At 39.6% G+C, this 19,694-nt stretch carries 16 protein-coding genes; 3 read left to right on the plus strand and 13 right to left on the minus strand.

Annotated elements, in window-relative coordinates:
- Nucleotides 1-12: 12 nt before the first annotated feature.
- Nucleotides 13-1,305, minus strand: a complete 1,293-nt coding sequence (locus BM086_RS04785; RefSeq protein WP_092324215.1) for an SseB family protein — start codon at nucleotides 1,303-1,305, stop codon at nucleotides 13-15.
- Between the two features lie 11 nt (nucleotides 1,306-1,316).
- Complete coding sequence (locus BM086_RS04790; RefSeq protein WP_092324218.1) at nucleotides 1,317-2,606, minus strand: M18 family aminopeptidase; 1,290 nt, start codon at nucleotides 2,604-2,606, stop codon at nucleotides 1,317-1,319.
- Nucleotides 2,607-2,973: 367 nt separating this feature from the next.
- Between BM086_RS04790 and BM086_RS04795 the strand changes: the two genes are divergently transcribed.
- Entirely contained in the window at nucleotides 2,974-4,122 is a 1,149-nt protein-coding gene (locus BM086_RS04795) for a glycoside hydrolase family 88/105 protein (protein WP_092324221.1), read from the plus strand.
- A 124-nt stretch (nucleotides 4,123-4,246) separates the two neighbouring features.
- Here BM086_RS04795 and BM086_RS04800 read toward each other — a convergent pair whose 3' ends face one another.
- The 7 genes from BM086_RS04800 to BM086_RS04830 all read right to left on the minus strand — a co-directional run bounded on the left by BM086_RS04800 (nucleotide 4,247) and on the right by BM086_RS04830 (nucleotide 10,450).
- Nucleotides 4,247-5,320 (minus strand): S66 family peptidase, encoded by a 1,074-nt coding sequence (locus BM086_RS04800; protein ID WP_092324224.1) that lies wholly within the window; start codon nucleotides 5,318-5,320, stop codon nucleotides 4,247-4,249.
- A gap of 33 nt (nucleotides 5,321-5,353) precedes the next feature.
- Nucleotides 5,354-5,629, minus strand: coding sequence for a barstar family protein (locus tag BM086_RS04805; RefSeq protein WP_092324227.1), 276 nt, complete (start codon nucleotides 5,627-5,629; stop codon nucleotides 5,354-5,356).
- Nucleotides 5,630-5,643: 14 nt separating this feature from the next.
- Nucleotides 5,644-6,366, minus strand: a complete 723-nt coding sequence (locus tag BM086_RS04810) for a ribonuclease domain-containing protein (RefSeq protein ID WP_242952123.1) — start codon at nucleotides 6,364-6,366, stop codon at nucleotides 5,644-5,646.
- Nucleotides 6,363-7,412, minus strand: coding sequence for a pectinesterase family protein (locus tag BM086_RS04815; RefSeq protein ID WP_092324230.1), 1,050 nt, complete (start codon nucleotides 7,410-7,412; stop codon nucleotides 6,363-6,365). Before BM086_RS04815 ends, BM086_RS04810 begins: the two co-directional genes overlap by 4 nt.
- Before the next feature lie 7 nt (nucleotides 7,413-7,419).
- Nucleotides 7,420-8,994, minus strand: a complete 1,575-nt coding sequence (locus BM086_RS04820) for a glycoside hydrolase family 28 protein (protein WP_092324232.1) — start codon at nucleotides 8,992-8,994, stop codon at nucleotides 7,420-7,422.
- 85 nt (nucleotides 8,995-9,079) lie between these two features.
- Nucleotides 9,080-9,823, minus strand: coding sequence for an alpha/beta hydrolase (locus BM086_RS04825; protein WP_175560106.1), 744 nt, complete (start codon nucleotides 9,821-9,823; stop codon nucleotides 9,080-9,082).
- Between the two features lie 159 nt (nucleotides 9,824-9,982).
- Complete coding sequence (locus BM086_RS04830) at nucleotides 9,983-10,450, minus strand: hypothetical protein (RefSeq protein WP_092324238.1); 468 nt, start codon at nucleotides 10,448-10,450, stop codon at nucleotides 9,983-9,985.
- 636 nt (nucleotides 10,451-11,086) lie between these two features.
- On the opposite strand from BM086_RS04830, the gene BM086_RS04835 reads away from it, so the two are divergent.
- A complete protein-coding gene (locus BM086_RS04835) occupies nucleotides 11,087-12,931 on the plus strand; it encodes a glycoside hydrolase family 43 protein (protein WP_092324241.1) in 1,845 nt (614 codons plus the stop codon).
- A gap of 100 nt (nucleotides 12,932-13,031) precedes the next feature.
- Nucleotides 13,032-15,011: a glycoside hydrolase family 31 protein gene (locus tag BM086_RS04840; protein ID WP_092324243.1), complete on the plus strand. Its 1,980-nt coding sequence runs from the start codon at nucleotides 13,032-13,034 to the stop codon at nucleotides 15,009-15,011.
- A 102-nt stretch (nucleotides 15,012-15,113) separates the two neighbouring features.
- Here the strand turns inward: BM086_RS04840 and BM086_RS04845 are convergent, their stop codons facing one another.
- The 4 genes from BM086_RS04845 to BM086_RS04860 form a co-directional block, all read right to left on the minus strand.
- Entirely contained in the window at nucleotides 15,114-15,590 is a 477-nt protein-coding gene (locus BM086_RS04845) for a hypothetical protein (protein ID WP_092324245.1), read from the minus strand.
- Nucleotides 15,591-15,616: 26 nt separating this feature from the next.
- Nucleotides 15,617-15,811, minus strand: coding sequence for a PTS ascorbate transporter subunit IIC (locus BM086_RS04850; protein WP_092324248.1), 195 nt, complete (start codon nucleotides 15,809-15,811; stop codon nucleotides 15,617-15,619).
- Between the two features lie 2 nt (nucleotides 15,812-15,813).
- Nucleotides 15,814-16,884, minus strand: a complete 1,071-nt coding sequence (locus BM086_RS04855; protein WP_330391518.1) for an SPFH domain-containing protein — start codon at nucleotides 16,882-16,884, stop codon at nucleotides 15,814-15,816.
- A 262-nt stretch (nucleotides 16,885-17,146) separates the two neighbouring features.
- Entirely contained in the window at nucleotides 17,147-19,426 is a 2,280-nt protein-coding gene (locus tag BM086_RS04860) for a leucine-rich repeat protein (RefSeq protein ID WP_092324251.1), read from the minus strand.
- Nucleotides 19,427-19,694: the final 268 nt, after the last annotated feature.

Here is a 19,694-nt window from a genome sequence, read left to right on the forward strand (position 1 = left end):
ACAAGCAATTTATCAATTATCCTTTTTCTCGTTCATACGCGCTATAGCCTGGTTTAGAGCCTTCTGAACAGCCTCATCCTCAGTGTTTACGCCTGATGCAGGATTGTTCTTCTTTACAGTTCCTTTAATCTGGTCAGCCTGCTGCCCTGCCATCTCAAGAAGCATCATTCTATCCTTTGGCAAAAGAAGATTCTGTCCGTCAGGGTTAATTGTAATACCATCCTTGTCATTCATGAACTTGAGAATATCCTGGTATTTGAACACTGCAGCATTCCACTCTGAACCGCGAAGTTTTTTGCTAAATTCAATACCGTCTGTATACACAGGAAGGAACTGCTTTTCATCCTTGCTGTTCATTACAAGGAACTTAAACTTAGTATCCTTGCTGAATTTCATCATTCCATTTTCAAGAACTTCCACAGGACCTTCATGCTGCATTGGTACTATGAAATTAGAAGTTCTGATAAGAGAAAGCATTCTCATTTCCTTGGCTCTTACCACTTCATCACGCTTCTCATAGCTTACCGGCCATCTGAGTTCTTCAAGGAAATCAATCATAGCAAAATTAAGCGCAGGATTTATAGGGTTCTTGGCAGTATCCTCATCGTTCCACTCTCCGGGAGCAGCAACGATCTCATTTCTCTTAAATCTTGCTCTGTATGCTCCATTATCAACAAGGATATTTTCAATGCCTATATAATACAGGTAGTCAAAAAATCCTCTCTTAACAGCCTGTGTATCATCAGGATTTTCAACCTTAACTTCCTTGACAAGAAGTCTTCTGAACTGCTTAAAAAGCATCCTTGCAGCATTCTCTGCAGTTTCTTTTTCAAAATAAACATTTCCAAATCCATGATCAACAAAAGGAAAACCTGTGGTTATATCATATAAAACATAGAGAACTTCTGCATCTCTGATACGTCCAAGAAGTTCATTGTATACTTTTCTGTGATTCTTCTCAAATCCGGGAAGCGGAGCTTTCTTATCGAAAACTTCAAGTGCTGTCAAAAGAAAAAGAAGTTCCTGACCTGATAAAAATCTAAGTGAATCCGGTGACATATCCTCATCATAGATCATTGGTCCGATTTCATTTTTTCTTTCCTCTGTTACAGTTTCAGGCATTACACTGTCAGAAGCTTCCTGAGTGTTTACAGGATTAAGCTTAGGAAATCCGGGCCACTCCATACCTTCATGAGCTTTTATAGATGCCTGTTTCTCATTTTCCTTTTGAACTGCTGCGTTCTGAACTTCTTCGTCTACTCCCTCAGACGCTTTTTTCCCACCAAATAAATTAAATAGTCCCATTAAAATAAACCTCAACTTTCATAAAAAACCTTAGATGCAAGGGCAAGATATTCCGGATCCCTGCTGCCTGCACTCTCATATGGCGAATGCATTGCAAGCTGTGCAAGACCTATATCTACTGTATTCACAGCAACCTGTGAAGTAGAAATATTCCCCAGTGTTGATCCGCCTGCCATATCAGAACGATTTGTAAAGCTCTGGTATGGTACCCCTGCCTTTTCACAGACCAACTTGAACATAGCTGCTGATACCGCATCAGTAGTATATTTCTGATTAGCATTGTACTTGATAACGATTCCCTTATTCATCACAGGTCTGTTCACAGGATCAGCCTTATCAAGGTGATTAGGATGGATAGCATGAGCATTGTCAGCAGAAATCATAAAACTGTTTGCAACTGCTGTATAGAACTCCTCGCTTGTTCTTCCAAGGCTGTCATTTATCCTTGTCAGCGTATCCTTTAAAAATGTCGAAGCTGCGCCCTGTTTAGTTCCGCTTCCAACTTCTTCATTGTCAAAAACGCAATGAACAGCTGCATTGTCAGAATCCTTAGAATTAAGAAATCCTTCAAAAGTTGTATATACACACTCCTGATCGTCAAGTCTGGAACTTGCGATAAACTCGCCTTCTGAGCCCCATACTGTAGGCTTTACTCTGTTATATAAAAAGAGATCGTGTCCTAAGATATCTTCTTTTTTGACGTCTGCAGCATCTGCTACCACCTCAAAGAATTTATCCTTTGAAGTCTCGTCTCCAAATATAGGAAGCATATCATTCTGTGCATTGTACTTGTAACCATCATTTGCTTCACGGTTCATATGAATTGCAAGTGCCGGAAGCATCAAAAGATCTCTGTCTACATTTACAAGCTTTGTCTTAATACTGCTGTTTTTGCCCTTAACAATAAGACGACCTGCAACTGAAAGTGGTCTGTCAAACCATTCTGCGCAAAGCATTCCACCGTACTTTTCCACATTGAGCTTGACATAAGCGCCTGCGGTCTCCATTTCAGGATTCTCTTTTATCTTAAAAGAAGGTGAATCGCTGTGACTTGCGATCATATAAAATCCCTTGAAATCTTTTTTGGGAATTTTAAAAGAAATAATAGATGAATCGTTTCTTGTAACGAAATATCTGCCTTCTGAAAGGTTCCACTTCTCGCTTTCCTTAAGTTCAACAAAACCTTCCTTAACAAGGCGTTTTTTCAGATTATCAATAACATGAAAACATGTAGGACTTTCATCGATAAAATCCAGCATTCTTCCCGTAATGCCTTCATAAAAATTCTTCTTTTGAGCCATGATTTCCTCTTTACATCCTATAGAAATTTAAACCTGCAAAAAAACTGATTAATTCAGTTTTCTTACAACGATATATCATATTATTTACGCCCCTATAAGTCAACAATGATTGTAAATATCCCCGAAATGTTGATGCGTGTATTTTTCACTAATAACTATAAGTTTTTATTGGTAAAAATAGTCGGATATGATAGAATGTAAGAGCTTACATTGAGAACATTCTTGAATATAAAATCAACGAATGCATGCAAACAGACGATTTGAAGTCGACCGCGTCGAGAACCTGTCTGCTTACTCATTCATTATTGCTCGAAATCCGCAGTATATGCGTGTTTTTGATATTTCAATTATAGAAGTGGAGATTATTATGACAAGAGAAGAAACTTTCAATATGCTTGGTGAATATGTTGATTATCTTTTGGAGAAATCAGACGCCGAGCATCCAATGTGGAATATAGAGAAGATCCTTAGCGGAAAGCCGAATAAATGGAACTATATCGATGGCTGCATGATCACAGCTGTTCTTTCTCTTTATGATATGACAGGTGATAAGAAATATCTTGATTTTGCTGATAAATTCATGGATTGGTTTGTTCAGGAAGATGGCTCCATCAAAACTTACAGCACAAGCGAATACAATCTAGATAACATCAATCCATCCAAAAATCTTTTTAAATTATATGATCTTACAGGAAAAGAAAAATACCGTAAGGCTATGGATACTGTTCGTGCACAGCTTGACACAATGCCCCGCACAAACGCCGGCAATTTCTGGCACAAAAACATCTACCCCTATCAGGTATGGCTCGATGGAATGTATATGGCACAGCCTTTCTATATGGAATATGAACGCCGCTACAATAAGATGCAGGGATGCCTTGATTCTTTCAGACAGTTCAAGAATGTTGAAAAGCTTATGAAGGATGAAAAGACAGGTCTCTACTACCACGGGTATGATGAAAGCCGTGATATGTACTGGGCTGATAAAGAAACAGGCTGCAGTCCCAACTTCTGGTTAAGAGCTCTTGGCTGGTTTACCGTTGCCCTTGTGGATACTGCAGAAGCCATGGATGAATCCATGTATTATGAATTCAGATATCTCCAGACAATGTTAAAAAATCTTGCCGACTCTCTCATTCCTTTTCAGGATGAAAGCGGCATGTTTTATCAGGTTGTTGACAAAAAAGATGATTCCCGCAACTACCTTGAAACCTCAGGCACCGCCCTTATCGCCTATGGTCTTTTAAAAGGAGTTCGCCTTGGATATCTTCCGGAGAGATTTGTAGATGTTGCCATGAAAGCTTTTGATGGAATAACTTCCACATATCTTTCAAGGAACGAAGATGGTTCACCAAAACTTGGCGGAATATGTCTTGTTGCAGGGCTTGGCGGAGAACAACACCGCGATGGTTCACTTGAATATTATTTTTCCGAACCTGTTGTCGAAAACGAAGCCAAGGGCGTTGCTCCTCTCATCCTTGCCTACACTGAGATACTTAGAAGAAAAGAAAAATAAAAATACGAACAAAATTTTGAAGTTTACAATTCTATAAAAACTCGAGCGATATAAATATGCTGCATTTACGCTGCCTATTCATATCGCTCGATAGCTCATCCTTATACGGATAATTATCATGAACTCATCTAAGCTGATAGGAAACTGTCAGCTTATTTTGTTTAAAGGAAACCTTTGTAACAGCGCCGCAAAGAAGCGGGATCATCGGTGGATGATGACCTATATCAAGGTCCATAAGGATTGGCACATTAAATGAAGCAAGCATATCAGTAACTGCATTATACTGATCAAGTCCAAAGAGTTCCTGGCCAAAAGCAGCTCCCGGCCTTCCAATAAGAAATCCCTTAACATGAGAAAACCACCCTGCTTCTCTAAGATTCCAAATAGCTCTTCGTATGCTATAGACATTCAGATCGCAGGCTTCAAAAAACCATATTATTCCATCGTCTTTATACTTTTCTGAAAAGTCTTTTGCTCCATCGAATTTTGTACCAACAAGATTTGCAAGACAGTCAAGGCATCCGCCAATAAGTCGTCCCTCAAAAGAAATCTCTTTTTCCACGCTGCTTCCATCATAGAGTCCAGCGCTTGTAGACTGCCCATCCAGAGCAGCATAAGCCTTCATTTTATTAGGCTGCGTCACATAATAACTGCAAAGATCGTCCGCATCCTCAGGAAGCTCCAGTTCCCATTTATCGTAATTTTCAAAAGTAAGTTTCTTACCTGTAATAAGGTCAAGCGCATCTCCTACAGCAGGATGCCACTTTTCCATTCCAAAATCTCCCGCACAGGGAGCATAGATTGCCGCGGTATCCGCCAAAGTCACTGACGGGAAAATGAAATTTGTATTGTCAGAGTAACCCATATACCACTTAGGCTTGCACTCCTTAATCCCCTGAAAATCAATAAACGGCACAACTTCATTCATAAGCTCGCCGCCCCCAACAGACATCAGGACATCATTTTTATCACTCTTATAAAAAGAATTAAGCTCTTCTCCGCATTTTTCCGGAGTATTACTGATTCCAATACCTTCGTTCAGATTGCAGTTTGCTCCAATCTCCATCTTGTAGCCAAGTTCATCAAATCTCTTCCTTGCATTTTCAAATCTACTAACGTAGGGCTGAGTAGTACAGCCAAATGAAGGTGCTACAAAACCTATAGTCCCACCTGGTTTAAGAAATTCCGGATAGCGCATAAACCCTCCTTTGCAATAAAAATGATGTAGTTATTATGGATAAAAACGTATTTTTAAATTCGGCACATCTTCGCTTGCCTCGGTGCATAATCTCTTTAGCGCATCAAAATATTTGCCTAATCTGTATTCTGCAAACTTAGAATTGTAAAAAATCAGATTCCATTCACCGCCAAATTCCGTCAGCACATCATAAAATGCATCAAGATTTTTGCCGTAATAATCAGGAAGAGGCAGCTCTTTTACCAGTTCTTCCTGCAAATCTTCTTTATTATGAACTTCCATCAAATCTATATAAAAAACCTGTTCCATGCTATTTTCCTTTTTCAGGGCTCGCCATACAGCAGCTCAAATGATTCATAATGATCGGGTGTGTAATAAATAAGCTCATCATTGGAGTAGATTATCCTCTTAGCCCCACGCTTCTTTTTCCCACGGGTATCGATGTCACACTCATGATACTCTCTGCCCTTTTTCTTTGGTAAAAGACCTTCATAGTTGCCAAAATAGTCGCCGCCAATGCTCTTTCCCGGCGCATATTCTTCAAGGGAACCACCGCTCCAGCCAAGCTTTTTGGCTTCCTTCTTGGTTATAAAATTAGACGGAAGCTTTCCATAAATATGAATATACAAAGCCACATCATCCTTGGTGGTGTAGGTTCCATACTCATCAATTGTTGGCTCTTCAACATAACTTTTATCTTCGCTGACAGTGTACTCTTCTTCGTTGAATACAGTAGTAAAATCTGTAGATGCTTCATCAGAAGGAACGCTTTTCTCGGCTTCACTACTGTTTTCAGATGAATCTGTACTTGATTCAGCTTCAGGCTCATCTATATTAACCGCACTTGAAGCTTCTATGCTTGTAACAGGCTCAGTCTCAGTTGTACTACTTGCACTTGATGATTCCATGCTTGCAGCAGGTACATTTACATATTCCTTCGCAGGAATCTGCTGCTTTTTGCCGCAGCCACCAAGAGTCCCGACTGTTATAAGAGCCGCAAGCATCACTCGCAGCAAAAGATATTTCATTTTCTTATTTTCGCTCATTCGTTTTCCCTTTTTACACTTTTTATCAGTTCATCCGCGGCAGCACTTATTCTTTTTGCTTCTCTTTCATCAATTTCCTTTACCCAGGAATTTCTTAAACCAAGTGAGATTCTCTTTCCATCCTCATAGACGCTGCCAAATTCACCGTAAAATGTATCCTCATGAACCTTATCAATTGCCCCCCAGCCAGAGAACCTCTCAGGGGCAATTGTATCATCCATCGTGCAGTCTAAATAAACTGTCTTTGCTTCATCTCTCCATGGACGGCTCAAAAAAACAGAAGCTTTTGGCGAACCTTCTTCGCCCTTAACCACGCATCTTCTGAATATCATTCCAAGTCCGTCTTTTGCTCCACAAGGAGCTGTGATATATCCGTTTATGTAACGCTCATCAGACAGTACACTTACTTTGTCATCTTCCGGGCAAGCATCCTTTGCTTCCCTTTCCTGCCTTGTGCGATCATTACAGATAATCCTGCAGTCATCAAACACTGCATCGGCTCCGCCAAAGATAAAGTCCACATCACCAGTTATCACGCAATTTTTATAATACTGTTTTGTATTTATGCGAGGCGTGAGAACTCTAGGTCCCATAAATCCATTCTTTTGCCTCTCGGAAACAGGAAGTGGCGACATAAAAAGAGTATCCTGATGTCCCTCAAGCTTCACATTTTCATAATAACACTTCTTTGAATCCGCATATACAGCAAGGGCCTGGCCAGCAACACTTCCATCTCCCGCTGTGTTACGAATTGTCATATTTTTAACCGTAACTTTTTCTCCGGAAAAAAAAGCAGTGTAGCTTCTGAATGTACCGCGTTTTGTCCCATCAGGCAAAACATCAAAAGCACCGTCATCATACTCAATAACCGTGCTTTCCATGCCATCTCCCACAATTTCTATCTCTTTCTTTTCACAAAAGATCTTTTCTTTATAGATACCGGCTTCTACATATATAATTGCCGGCGTTTCGTAGGGCACTGCCTGGACCGCCTCTGAGACGGTGGAAAAGTGCCCGTTTTTGCCAACACGTACTTTCATTCTCATAGCAAGATTACCCTATGACTACATTTTCAATCTGACTATTCTCAACGCTGATAAGTTCCGGTTCCTTATCTTCGCTTCCACTAATTGTCATATTCTTAAGAACAAGTTCCTTAACATTCTTGGCATAAATACTGCGCCCGCTCATTTCATCGAAATTATCCATCATAACAGGACGCTCCGGAATTCTTTCCTCTTTAGGTAAAAGAGAAACCGAAACATTTTCAAACAATAGCTTACCGATTGGTCTCTCAGGAAGGCCTACTGCACAAAGAACGCAGGCGCTGACATCACTGCAGCTGATATTTCGTCCTGTGATAGAACCTATGCTCGGTGTCATCTCGTCAACAGGTGCAGGGTTCTGATTCTGCACATAATCGCTGTGCCCGTCAGGATCACAGAAATAGAACATGTTGACCGTAAATGGCATGTGAACACCATTCATTTTTATATTTTCAAAAAGAATATCATCAAGAACCGAGCGTTCTCCACGCCCTCTCCTTGTCTTTATCCTAAGACCTCTGTCTGTTCCGTCAAAAATGCACTTAGACACATGAACATTCTTAACTCCGCCTGCTGCCTCACTTCCAACTGTAACACTGCCATGGCCTCTCTCAAATTTACAGTTACGGATAATAATGTTATCCGTTTCCTTATGATGGTTGAGGCTCATATAATACTTGCCGCTCTTGATTGCCATACAGTCATCGCCTACAGAGATAACAGTTCCAAGAACCAACACATCCTTGCAGCTTTCAGGGTCAAGTCCGTCGGTGTTTGGTGAATCAGAAGGATTGTGGATATACAGATTTAAAAATGCCAGTTCATCACTATAATAAGGATGCAAAGTCCAGCTTGGTGAATTTTGAACAGTCACGCTCTGAACTCTCACTTTTTTGCAGCGGAGAAAATACATAGTATTAGGTCTCCAGGCACCTCTTTTCACCTTGGCATTGACCCACCAGTCACTGTTATTGGCATTTCCATCTATGGTTCCCATGCCAATAATATCAAGCTTCTCCACGTCAATAGCTGTTATGAGGGAAGCATACCCGGTCAGAGGATTTCCCTCCCAGCTGCAAAGATTGTATTCGCTCTTCTCATCTGTAGAATCTGTCATTCCGGGAAGAATCGGATAATGATTCCTGTCAGTATCTCCTAAAATAACCGCGTCTTCATCTATCCACAAAGTCATATTACTCTTTAAAAAGAGTGGTGTTGAATAATATGTCCCCTTTGGAAGATAAACAGTGCCATCTTTCGGGCAGGCACATATAGCTGCCTGAATAGCAGCGGTATCAGAAGTTACTCCGTCGCCCTTTGCCCCGAATTTAGTAACATCAAGGAGAAAAGATTCATACTTTGTCTTAAATACTTCCTCATGCTTTCCATCAGCATTTTCCACAGCAACCAAATACTGTGTAAAAGGCATAAGTCCCGGAATTGATACTACATTCTGCCTGCCTTCATAAACTTTTTTACCATCGATATATATCTTATAATCCTCAGGCTGTTCAAAAACTTCCTCGGATTCAATCTCTATAGTCACGCTTCTGTTAAAAATCTCTACAATGTTAAACTTCATTTCTCTTCCTCTCTAAAAGTGTTGTTTTTCCATAATAACACAACTTTCTCCCACAAAAATGGTCTTTTATGAACAGAAAAATGACTTATTTTGATTCCTTCAAAAATGAAGCGATTATGTCCGCTGTAATTTCTATCTGTTTCTCATTTGTAATATAAGGTGAACCATCACCACTCTGGATTCCATAGTTTCCAAAATATGAATGAATACCGCCATCAATTATTACTTCCTTGGCATCCTCCGGCCAGTATTTTTTACTATCTTCATAGCCTTCTATCTTAAGGACTCCGTCATTAGAACCATAGATTGACAAAAGCCTGATATCACTGCCGCTAAAATCCGAAGTGGTATAAGATGCGCAGAGAATGATTCCTTTATATGCATTTTCATTGAGATGCTCGTACAAATACTGGGAAGCTGCAACTCCACCAAGAGAATGTCCTGCAAGATACCAGTCAACATCACTTACCCAATCTACTTCCTTTGGATATCTTTCTTTTACCAGATCCACTGCATTTATCCTAAGAAACGCGATATTCTCAGGCATTCTCGGCAGTACACAAAGATAACCTTTCTTGGCCAGTTCATACATAAGACCGCTATATGCCTTATACTCAACTTTCCCCCCGGGATAAAAAACTATGACAGCTTTTGCATGATGCTTTTTAGGAACAAAAACAGTCATATCATCATCAGAATATTCATTAACATCACCTTCCACACTCATTATTATCTCACTGATAATATCATTATCACTGCGGTAATAATGTGATGCATAAATCTTAAAAACTATTGCCAACACAAGAAGTGCCATGGCAATAAATGCCATGACAATCCCGAATTTTTTTGATACCTTTTTGAATGTTTTCATATTAATAATGTAGTTCTTTCTAATATATATATTTCTCTTTTCTAATCACAACTAACGGCCAAAACATATGTATTACTTCGTCAAATATATGTTTCTGATTGATTAGACGGATAATTATTATAATTCATTTATTTCATTTTTCAATATCCTTAGAAAATCAAGCTCGCTTGCAAATGTCTTTTTCTCATTAGACTCAGCGCATACAACCTGCCCCTGCCATGTGGCATTTTGTCTGTAAGCCACCTGCACAATGAATGTTGCAATTTTCCCCTTCTTATTCTGAATATTGCGCGTGCCATGAATTCTGGAAATCTTATCAATCACCAGTTCATCGTTGGCACCACCTTTACGCCTGTGCCCGGCATCGTCTTCATTAAACTTCCTAAGATCGAGCCCATTTTGAGGAAAATCCCAATCATCCATCAGTCCGTCCATGATGGTCACCATATGCATTGCACTTGTAAACTCTATCGGATCATCTGAATACTGGTGCCAGAGAAGCCCCTGAAAATCCGAATCATCAAAGCTCTCAACACATATTGTCATAAGATTTCTTGCAAACAGCATCTGTTTTGCTTCACCCATAACTTTTTGCATCTCCCAATAAATAATGATGTCAGGGACATACGGTCTTTCATCCACTTTTGAACAATTTTATAGTGAATTCAAACCTTTGACCCTGACATCATTATATCATAGGATAAGCGTTAAAATGTTACACAAAATGTACTAACCATCACGCTGTCATATTAACCGGAACTTTTCTGAAGGTAATCCAGTTTAGGGATTTGTTTCTTCCAAGCTTTTCAGGATGATATACCTTATAGCCCTTGGTTGCCATGTCAACACCCCACATAGATAAAAAATCTGTAAAAAGTTATTGTTGCAAGAATACTGGGCAGAAGATTTAGAAATGCGCAGTTCTCGGACGAGCAGAATGATTTTCTTGCTTACAAATATAAGAGAGGTCGAATGCTACGAACAGCGCTGAGATGAGACCTCTCTTAATATTTGTAAGCTTAGAAAATCACTGCGCAGACGAACACAAGCATTTCTAAATCTTTGCCCAATCCCTTGTCAGCAATACTTCCCCACCCTAAAAAGCAAAAAAAAGGCAAAAGATAGCAACATTGTGGAGTGCATTAGGCGAAATGTTACTTTATAATCTTTACTATGTGCAAGTTTATGCACATAAACTTTTTTTCAAAACGGGGAGATAAAATGAATAAAAACAATGTGAATCCGATAATCAAACTTGATTATCCAGATCCGGACATCATCCGAGTCGATGATACTTACTATATGGTCAGCACAACCATGTACTTCATGCCTGGCTGTGAGATACTTCGTTCTTATGACCTGTGCCACTGGGAACATGTTTCCTATGTTTATGACACCTTGGATTCAACCAACGCTCAATGCCTTATAGAAAAAGAAAATGCCTATGGGCAGGGCATGTGGGCTGCATCGCTTCGCTACCATGACGGATTGTTTTATATCTGCTTTGTAGCTAATGACACGCATAAGACTTATCTTTTTACATCAAAAAAAATAACCGGCCCATGGGAAAAGAGTGAAATTCCCGGATTTTATCATGACAATTCTATTCTGTTTGACGATGACGGTCGCGTGTTTATCGTGTCCGGAAACAGAGAAATCCACCTAAGAGAGCTCTGCTTTAACGACAGATATAAACCAGGAAATATCGGCGACAACGGCTTTAACAAGGACAGTCTCCTGCTTCCAAAAGAAGGCGGCCTTGATACGATAATCCTTAAAGATTCCGATGATGCTCCACTTGGGTTTGAAGGCTCACATTTATACAAGATAAACGGCAAATACTATCTATTTGTAATCAGCATTCCAAAAGAAATCGGAAAGCGCACAGAAAGCTGCTTTGTTGCAGATAAGCCCGAAGGCCCTTACATCGGAAAAGAAGTAATGTTTGACGATGGAGATTACAGAAACAGCGGTGTAGCCCAGGGTGGAATTGTTGAAACCCACAGCGGCAAATGGTATTCCATATTATTCCAGGACAGCGGCTCAGTTGGAAGGATTCCGGTACTTATGCCTGTACATTTTGAGCAGGTTTCCGCTGATTCTTTACACTCAGGAATCATTTCAGAAGGTAAAAATGCTCCTGCAAAAGCCGAAAATGATGCACTTAACATGATCGATTTTCCTGTTTTTGGTGATAATGGAAGGATTCCCACAGAATTTGCTTTAGAAGATCTGCGTCCCGGATACCAGTATGCACCTTTGGTTTCCAGCGATTATTTCACAGAAAATGTTTTTGTTAAATCAAATATAATCTCAGACAGGGAAATATTATCAGGAAATACCGGCGAAGATCTTCTCTCCATTTCAAATGGATGCTTCGGATTTAAGAGCTGCTGGCAGTTTAATCACGACCCTGAACTTAGCCTCATTCAAAGAGATTTAAAGGCCGGTACGGTAACTATTACTACTGACAAGCTCTGTGATAACCTTGTTCAGGCAAGAAATGTTCTTACTCAGAGAACTCTTTTCCCGGGTTGCAGATGTAGTGTCAACGTTGATGCTTCAAATCTTAATGAAGGCGACTATGCCGGACTTTGCATGCTTGAGAGCAATTATGCATTTATTGGCGTAACCAAGCGGGATGGTGAATTTTACCTTGTGATGAGTAACCGCAAGATAACAACCGGCGGATTCTGGGGTGAAAGAAATGACACTGAATCCGCAACCGAAGTAGAAAGCATCAAGCTCTCCTCTCCTATTGTAACCTTGTACTGCGCAGCATCTTTTGACAAAAAATCATTAGATGCCGGCAAGAAGATAAAAGATAATCTATGTAGAGAGGCATTCCCTGATCCGGAGCCTTCTGTATCATTTCCAGATCTTGATGATACAGCGCGCTTTTATTATAAGCAGGGCAAGGATGATCCAAAAATGCTGGGAACAGATAGTCCACTCCGCTTCATGCTAGATCACTTCACAGGCGCACGTTTTGGACTCTTTATATTCAGCACCAGGAATATCGGAGGAAGCGCAACTTTCTCTAAATTCAATTACATCACCGATTAACCACACAGGTTTCCGATTATTTTATTTTAGTCGGAAACCTTTTTGTTTATAATGTATTTATGGACTTTGGCAATATATTTATAGCAACGAGGAGAATACTATGAACGAAGCATCAATACAAAGATATACCTTTGGCAATCCGCTTCATACCGGAGCTGTGGTAAAAGATATTGCGGCACAAAGCGGCTTGCCTGCTGGCTGGAAAATCGATTCAGACCAAAAAACACTCACGCGTCCTATGCAAAAAGAGACTGTTGTTTACGGCCTTGGCGAAACCCTGCGGGGAATAAATAAAAGAGGCTGGCTCTACACCAGTTATAATTCTGATGAGCCACACCATGAAGAAGGCAAGCACTCTCTTTATGCCTCACACAATTTTCTGATATTTGAGGATAAAGATAAATGCGTGGCTATATTTATCGACCATCCCGGCAGAGTGAATTTTGATATTGGTTACTCTGACAAAGATATGGTCAGCATTTCTTTTGAAGACTTCGATTTCGATATGTATCTGATAGAAGGCGAATCACCTGAAAAAATAGTCACTTCTTTCAGAAAACTCACAGGACGGAGCTATATTCCTCCGAAGTGGGCATTTGGCTATGGACAGAGCCGTTGGGGCTACAAGACCGCCGATGACATCAGAACAGTTGCCAAAAGATACAAAGAACTGAACATCCCTCTTGATATGATCTATATGGATATCGATTACATGAAGGATTTCAAAGATTTTACTGTTAATCCTGAGCGTTTCCCTGACTTTCCTTCCTTTGTAAAAGAAATGAAGGATATGGGCATCCGCCTTATCCCTATCATTGATGCCGGTGTAAAGATCGAAGAAGGTTACGATGTTTATGAAGAAGGGGTAAAAGAAGGATTTTTCTGTAAAAAAGATGACGGTACAAACCTTGTAGCAGCTGTCTGGCCCGGAAAGGTTCATTTCCCCGATTTTCTTAATTCAAAGGCAAGAGAGTGGTTTGGCGATAAGTACAAAACTCTCACCGATGCAGGAATCGAAGGTTTTTGGAATGATATGAATGAACCTGCCATTTTCTATACAGAAGACCATTTAAAGGAGGTCTTTTCCGAGATAAAAGAAATGGAAAATAAAGAACTGGATATCTGGGGCTTTTTCCAGTTCAGGGGACTTATTGAAGGTATTGCCAACAACGGCGATGATTACAGGCGCTTCTTCCACGACTTCGACGGTATAAAGGTCTGCCACGATAAAGTTCACAATCTGTATGGTTTTTATATGACAATGGCCGCAAGTCAGTCATTTGAGCGCAATAATAAGGATAAGAGAATCCTCATGTTCTCAAGAGCTTCCTACACCGGAATGCACAGATACGGCGGAGTTTGGACCGGTGATAATATGTCCTGGTGGAGCCATCTTCTGCTTAATGTAAAGCAGATGCCATCACTTAATATGACAGGATTCTTATACACTGGCGCTGACCTTGGCGGTTTCGGCTGTGATACCACAGAAGATTTGGTTATGAGATGGCTTGAATTTGGCATCTTTACACCACTTTTTAGAAATCATTCAGCTCTTGGAACAAGGGAACAGGAACTCTATCAGTTTAAAGATAATGTCAGCTTTAAAAATATCATTGAATTAAGATATTCACTGATACCATATATTTACTCTGAATTTATGAAGGCAGCCTTAAACGACGGAATGTACATAAAGCCTCTTTCATTTGAATATCCTTCAGATAAAAGAGTTTACGAAGTCGAAGATCAGGTTTTGGTAGGCGAAAGTATAATGGTTTCCCCTGTTTACGAGCAAAATAAAACCGGAAGATATGTTTATCTCCCGGAAGACATGAAGCTTGTCCGTTTTAGAAGTTACAATAACTATGATGAAGAAATTTTGTCCGCAGGCGATCATTATGTAAAGGCAGAGCTTAACGAAGTCCTTGTATTTATCAGAAAAGGACACGTTCTTCCACTTGCAAAGCCCGCAATGCATGTTGATGAAATTGATTACAGTACCCTTTCCTATATCACTTATGATGCAGATAGCTCATCCTATAACATGTACAATGACGATGGTGTCACACCGGTGAACTCATAAATCACATTCTCGCGAAATCCGCAGCAAATGCGTGTTATATGATAATAAGGTATAGCAAAAACAGCGTCTTGAAATGAACTACTTTTTTCAAGACGCTGTTTTTTACCTATTATCCAAAATACTCTTTACTATCATGACTACCGCTGTCAGTATCATTGTCACACATAGGACTATGCTGAGTGGTCCAACAAGTGTGGTTTTGCCAAGTCCCATGAATACAGTGGAAAGAAGTGAATATACTCCCGTCTGTAAAGTATAAAGTGTTACAAGATAAGCAGTGTCTCTATAAATCAATACTTCTCTTCCGGGCTTTGGTTTTACCGGAAGACTCCACAACGACAGGGGAAATAAATGGATTGCAGCAAGAAGGATAAATATCGTTGGCAAAAGAAATACCTGCAAAACAATGACAGTTCCTATAGATCCGTACTTATCCACATTCCCTGCAAGATCATAATGCACCGGAACCGGCTCTTTTATGGTAAACAGCATGACAATCGACACAATAAGTGCTGCCACACCTGTAACTACGCCGATAATTTCCTGGATTATATGATGTATCGTTAAGTATGGTTTCATTCTTGCCTCCCAAAGCTGCTGTCTTATCAAATATCAAATTTAGGCGGAACATCAATTTCTTCTCCGACATACTTGCCGTTTTTCTTGCGCTGCTTAACGCACTCTGTAAGTAAATATTCAATTTGTCCGTTAACTGAACGAAAATCATCCTCAGCCCAGGCAGCTATTGCATCGTACAGCTTTTCATTCAGTCTAAGCGGGACCTGTTTTTTCTCTGCCATGATTAGTACAAACTTCCTGAATTAACTATTGGCTGCGCGTCATGATTACCACACAGAACTACGAGGAGATTGGATACCATCGCTGCCTTGCGCTCCTCATCAAGCTCTACAAGCTGCTTCTCATTAAGTCTCTCAAGAGCCATCTCCACCATTCCTACAGCGCCATCAACAATAAGCTTTCTGGCATCAACAACTGCCGCTGCCTGCTGCCTCTGAAGCATAGATGCTGCAATTTCAGGTGCATATGCAAGATATGTTATTCTGGCATCAACAATTTCAAGGCCTGCATTCTCAACTTTAGCCTGAATCTCTGCTTTAATCCTTGAAGCAACAACTTCGGTTGAACCTCTAAGGCTGCCATCATCAGCCTTCCCATCACCTGTAGTATCCACATTTTCTGTAATATCGTATGGATAAAGCTTAACCACATTTCTGACAGCTGTATCACACTGAAGAGAAAGATATTCCTTGAAATTATCAACTGTGAAGACAGCCTTTGCAGTATCAGTCACTCTCCACATAACAGCAACTGCGATCTCTACAGGATTGCCAAGAACATCATTTACTTTCTGCTTGGTGTTGCTAAGTGTCATGACCTTTAGGGAAATCTTCTTGGAAGAACTACCGCCTACCTCAACACTGCCACCTTTAAGCTGAGCAGAAGCATTTAGTGCACTTATGATATTTCCTTTTCCACTATCTGAAATATCTCCGCTCTGTCCAAGCTTTGTATCTGCTGCAGGATTAAATGCAGAGCAGAAAGGATTTACATAAAAGAATCCGTCACCCTTAAGTGTTCCAACGTATTTTCCAAAAAGTGTAAGAACAAGTGCCTCACCCGGCTTTAACACTTTAAGTCCCAAAAAGAAAAACCATCCAATGCAAAGATAAATAATAAACAGAACAAATAAAGTAATTGATGCAGCCCGGCCCACCCCATCAAGTATATCCATGCCAATTGCAGATAAGATAACTCCTACGATTGCTGCCGCATAGATCAGTACAAAAAGAACCAGCATTGCGATTCCATTCTTGTGTCCCTGAATAACTTTTTCATTAATATTGTCGTTCATAGTAACCTCCTATCGTTATGCACTTAATCTATTGTAACCGCCAGATAACTCTGCCGTTTACTCTGATCACTTCCACATTCCAGTAGAAGTATTTTATTTGATATCATTATGATATCATTAATAATCTTTTTGTCAATCCACACAGCACAAAAAGCGACATTCAAAAGGGCGATAGCATTTCGCTACCGCCCTTGAATTATTTTCTTATGAAATACAAAGCATATTACGTATTTCTGTATGCATATCACAATAATTTTTTTATTTATTTCACTGTTGCTTTGGTTGATAAACCTGCATTCTTAAGCATTTTCTTGTAGGAAGACTTGCAGTCTGCAGGAACCGTCACTACAGCTTTGCTTGATACTCCATTGAATGCTTTAGCCTTGATCTTGGTTATCATTCCTGACTGAACATTTATAGTTGTAAGCTTTGAACACTTATAAAATGCATTCTCACCAATTGTCTGAACACAGCTTCCAATTGTAAGTGACTTAAGAGTTGTATTCTTACTTGCAGCATTTGCACCAATGGCTGTTACCATATATTTAACTCCGTTACAGGTAACAATAGATGGAATAACTACAGTTGTTCCCTGTATTTTTGTAGCAGCAACCTTGTGATTATTAGCATCTGTAATCTTATAGGTTACATTATTCTGAGTAAATGTTGCTCCCTTTTTCTTAGGTGAAGGCGCAAGCTTTAATGTCGCATTTGCAGGAGCTTCATTTAAATAGTTATAGGTAACTGTTCCATACTGATTATTGCTGTAGATTCTCCAGTCGCCATCATTCCACGTTGAATTAGTACTGTCAAAGTACTTAGGCATCACAATTGTCTTAAGGGAATCACATTCATATGGCATGCTAAAACCTTGAACACCTGAAAGGTCTAATCCTTTCATATTGACTGTCGTAAGGTTTGGACAGTTATATGCAATGCTAAACTGTGTTCTGGATCCGCTTCCGGAATTCTTTTTAATAACACCTCCGCGGAAGTCAATACTCTTTATTGAGTCATTATTGAGCACAAATGTATATCCGGGACAAATAACTACACCCTTCTCAAATTTAAGATTAACTATCTTACTCTTTTCTGTAAAGAAACTACCGTTAAATGCTGTTTTATACTTTTTCTGACGATAAACAGCTGTTGCAGGAACAGTAAAATTAGCTGCATTTCCCTTGTATCCTACCGGATAGATATATCCCTGTGCATCAGTATAAACATATTCAAAATTCTTTAGCCATGAAGAATCAGCCTTGCCCACCGCATCAACTGCCTGGTTTGTATCTGTACCGCCATCAACAACTACTATGCATGAATCCTTTGCTGTTCCGTTAGTTACTGTGATTCTGCAGGTTCCGGCTTTTTTACCTGTAACCTTTCCTGTAGCAGAAACCGTAGCAACTGCTGTATTATCACTCTTCCATGTAAGTGTGCCTGGGCCCGATGATGTTATTGCTATTGTGACAGCTTTCTTAGGCTTTATATGCCTAATTGTCTTGTCTGTAATACTAACTTCAGATACTCTCATCTGAGAGGCTGTTGTCATATTTACATACTCAACTCTTTTCACAGTATCTTTATAATATCCATAACCATAATCTCCTATGTTATAACGAAGATCCTTTCCTGATATTGAAATACTTGTGATAGTTCCTGATTCTTTTTCATTGCCTGATAATGTATAGACCTTATTAGCTGTAGAACCAATTTTGTAATAATAAACTTCATTGTTAACGCTTATAAAAGCGTTCTTACCACTTCCCGTTACAGATACTGAAGGATAATACCCCTCTGCCACCACAACCTTAGAAGGCTGCTTTCTATTACATTTATAAGCATAAACTGTGTTGTCACCTGAATTATAATAAACAACTCCGTTTGAAAGAAGCGCTACAGGAACTGTAGTCTCATCTGTCCAAGTCATCTTATCATAAGTAGAATCATTGTATTTTCCTGATACATACTCAACATAATCAGTTCCATAAATCCACTGACTGTCATAGGCAATATGAGCTGTACGCCAGTCATTCCCAGTATGTTTTGTTGTACGCATTCCTGATTCACTTCTTAAAAAGTTATCATGAGAACAATACCTAGGATTAGAAGGACCTGTTGGATCATCCCAAGTACAATCGATGTAATACCATTTATTATTTACCTTAACTGCATTCCATCCATGCCTCATTGCATTGCTTGTTACCATAGCAGCTGGAATTCCTGCTCTGTTAGCAAGATCATCAAATGCTGCTGCATATCCCTGACATACACACACATGATTTACAAGCGCATCATAGGCACTATAATTTGAATAAGTGCCATCATACTGAATATGAGTAACAAGATAATCATGCAGATAAAAAAGCTTTTCCTCATCACTCCAGCTTTTGTTCATTCCGGAAAGTATCTTACTTACCGCGTTTTCGTACTGTGTTTTCGAAACTGGTGATGCTGCTTTTGCAGGCACTTTAAAGGTCAGTACCATCAGCATAAACATAGCTGCCATAAAAATCACAGTTTTTAAATAATTCTTCTTCATAACCTGATTCCCTTCATAAATTAGCGCGATTTCGCGACGCACCGGTTATCCATGATATCATGATTCAAATAATTTGAACATGATAAACTTCCACACTTTATTGCCGCATATTCTCACTTTCAATTTACTTTATGGGAATCGTTAAAATCAATTAACTTGTGATAAAATCGTGCTCTAAATAAGCTATTATTTCAAAAAATACTCCGATCAGTGAAATAAAATTATGAAAACATACAAAGCTCATATACAATTTGCTTTAGTAAATATC

The sequence above is a fragment of the Butyrivibrio sp. YAB3001 genome, from assembly GCF_900112195.1.
GTDB lineage: Bacteria > Bacillota > Clostridia > Lachnospirales > Lachnospiraceae > Butyrivibrio.